A 2690-nucleotide genomic window follows, 5' to 3' on the forward strand; every position below is an offset into this window, starting at 1 on the left:
TGCGCGCCCGGGCCGAGGCGGTTGCGCTTCCCTTCGGCAACGGCACGCGCCCGCTGGTCGCCTATCCGGGCAAGCGTCCGCTCCTGCAGACCACGGCCCGGCCGCCCCAGCTGGAGACGCCGTTCTCGGTGTTCGACGAGGGCGCGATCACCCCCAACGACGCCTTCTTCGTCCGCTATCACCTGGCCGACATCCCCCTGGAGATCGACCCGGACACGTTCCGGCTCGGCATCGCCGGCCATGTCGAGCGCCCGGTCTCGCTGTCGCTCGCGGAGATCAAGGCGCTGCCGGGGCGGACCGAGATCGTGGCGGTCAACCAATGCTCGGGGAACTCGCGCGGCTTCTTCGAGCCGCGAATGGCCGGCGGTCAGCTCGCCAACGGCGCCATGGGCTGCGCGCGCTGGACCGGCGTGCCGCTGAAGAGCGTGCTCGACCGGGCCGGGGTGAAGCCGGGGGCCGTGCAGGTCACGTTCGACGGGATGGACGGGCCGGTCCTGCCCGAGACCCCGGATTTCGTGAAGGCGCTCGGCCTCGACCATGCCCGTGACGGCGAGGTGATGCTGGCCTGGGATATGAACGGCGAGGACCTACCCTGGCTCAACGGGTTTCCGCTGCGCCTCGTGGTGCCGGGCTTCTACGGCACCTACTGGGTCAAGCACCTGAACGCGATCACGGTGCGCGACACGCCGTTCGACGGCTTCTTCATGAAGAGCGCCTACCGCATCCCGGACAATCCTTGCGCCTGCACGGAGCCGGGCCAGGCCGCCACAGCCACGGTACCGATCGGCCGGCTCAACGTGCGGTCGTTCCTGACCAATCTCGCCGACGGGGCGGACATCAAGGCCGGTCCGGTGCGCCTGCGCGGTATCGCGTTCGACGGCGGATCCGGGATCCGGACGGTCGCGGTGTCCACCGACGACGGCCGGACCTGGACGCAGGCCGCCCTGGGCCAGGATCTCGGCCCCTACGCGTTCCGGCCCTGGTCGCTCACCCTCGACCTGGCCGCGGGTGCGCACAGCGTCCGGGTCCGGGCCACCGCCAACGACGGCAGCACGCAGCCGATGGACTCGCGCTGGAACCCGTCCGGGTACATGCGCAACGGGGTCGAGACCACCCGGGTCCGGGCGGCGTGAGGGAGAACGGGATGCGCGCGCTTCTTCTCGGATCGACGATCGCTGGCCTGGTCGCCGGCACCGCCCTCGCGGCCCCGCGCAGCTACGCGGTGCCGGATCCCACGGCCGAGTTGCAGGCCCCCAGCGATGGGTCGGGTGGCCAAGCGCAGGGCTTCGCCGCGGCGCAGGCCAATTGCCAGACCTGCCACTCCGTCGATTACATCGCCACCCAGCCGCCGGGCCGGGGCAAGGCGTTCTGGGAGTCGGAGGTGACCAAGATGATCAAGGTCTACCACGCCCCGATCGACGAGGCGGACGGCCGCGCGATCGCGGCCTACCTGGCGGACACGTATTGAGCGGTGGCCACGCCTCAGCGCAGCGCCACGGCCTGCGCGGCGTAGGACGCGACGCTCTGCACCGCCGGCATGTCGTAGGCGTAGATGCGGCCGGCCAGGATCGTCAGGGCGAGGGCCCAGAACACGGCGCCACCGACCCGGCGCGCGGTCCGGTCGCCCGAAGCGGTCGGGCAAGCCTCGGCTACGCCGGCGGCGACGGGCTCGCCAAAGGGGTCGAACGCCATCGTCGTCGACCGAGTATCCGGGGTGGTGCGCATGACGGTGAATGTCGCGCTCGGAACCCCGCGCCGCAATGGACGGGACTTCCGAAGTTTTCTCGCGCTGTAGAGTGTCCTTCTCTCTCGCGCGCTCGCGACAAACGCTTTCTTCCCTTTGCTCGGATGTCGACCGTGGAGCGACCGGCGTGAGCCCCAGATCATCGGCCCGGACGGGTGAAACCGGGACCACCGCGCGGGACGGGGCGGCCACCTCCGTGCTGCCGGGCATCGGCCTGTGCGCGGCGATCACCGCCCTGGCCATGGCCGCGCAGGCGCTCGAGGAGCGGGTCGCCGGCCATCCCTATGTCGAGGCCCTGGTGCTGGCGATCCTGATCGGGATCGCGATCCGCACCGCCTGGACGCCGGATGCCCGGTTCCGAACCGGCATTGCGTTCTCGGCCAAGCAGCTTCTGGAGGTCGCCGTCGTGCTGCTCGGCGCCTCGCTCAGCCTCGGGGCGATCCTGGCCTCCGGTCCGGCGCTGCTGGCCGGCATCGTCGGCACCGTGGTGATCGGGATCGGCGCCAGCGTGGGGATCTGCCGGGCGCTCGGCCTGCCGCCCCGGATGGCGATCTTGGTCGCGTGCGGCAACGCGATCTGCGGCAACTCGGCCATCGCCGCGGTGGCGCCGGTGATCGGGGCGCAGCCCAAGGACATCGCGGCCGCCATCGCGTTCACCGCGGTGCTCGGCGTGCTGATGGTGCTCGGGTTGCCGCTGTTCGTGCCGCTCGCGGGCCTGAGCGACAACCAGTACGGCGTGCTGGCCGGGCTCACCGTCTACGCGGTCCCGCAGGTGCTGGCCGCGACCGTACCGGTGAGCCTGCTCTCCACCCAGGTCGGCACCCTGGTCAAGCTCGTGCGCGTGCTGATGCTCGGGCCGGTGGTGGTGGCGTTCTCGCTGATCGCCCCGCGCCTGCCGCGGGAGGCCGGGGAGGGCGCCGAGGCGGAGGCGACCGGCGCGAAGGGC

At 71.7% G+C, this 2690-nt stretch carries 4 protein-coding genes; 3 read left to right on the forward strand and 1 reads right to left on the reverse strand.

The genetic code is table 11. The features are described 5' to 3' along the window. Both FV228_RS26175 and FV228_RS26180 read left to right on the forward strand, forming a co-directional pair. Window positions 1–1133 (forward strand): molybdopterin-dependent oxidoreductase (locus tag FV228_RS26175; RefSeq protein WP_147857204.1); only part of this gene is annotated, 1133 nt, incomplete at its 5' end. Between the two features lie 11 nt (window positions 1134–1144). Beyond that, a complete protein-coding gene (locus tag FV228_RS26180) occupies window positions 1145–1468 on the forward strand; it encodes a cytochrome c (protein WP_147857205.1) in 324 nt (107 codons plus the stop codon). A gap of 14 nt (window positions 1469–1482) precedes the next feature. Here FV228_RS26180 and FV228_RS26185 read toward each other — a convergent pair whose 3' ends face one another. Further along, on the reverse strand, window positions 1483–1692 hold the full coding sequence (locus FV228_RS26185) for a hypothetical protein (RefSeq protein ID WP_238260799.1): 210 nt from the start codon (window positions 1690–1692) through the stop codon (window positions 1483–1485). A gap of 248 nt (window positions 1693–1940) precedes the next feature. On the opposite strand from FV228_RS26185, the gene FV228_RS26190 reads away from it, so the two are divergent. Beyond that, window positions 1941–2690 (forward strand): putative sulfate exporter family transporter (locus FV228_RS26190; RefSeq protein WP_147857207.1); only part of this gene is annotated, 750 nt, incomplete at its 3' end.

Source organism: Methylobacterium sp. WL18, from assembly GCF_008040015.1.
GTDB classification, from domain to species: domain Bacteria; phylum Pseudomonadota; class Alphaproteobacteria; order Rhizobiales; family Beijerinckiaceae; genus Methylobacterium; species Methylobacterium mesophilicum.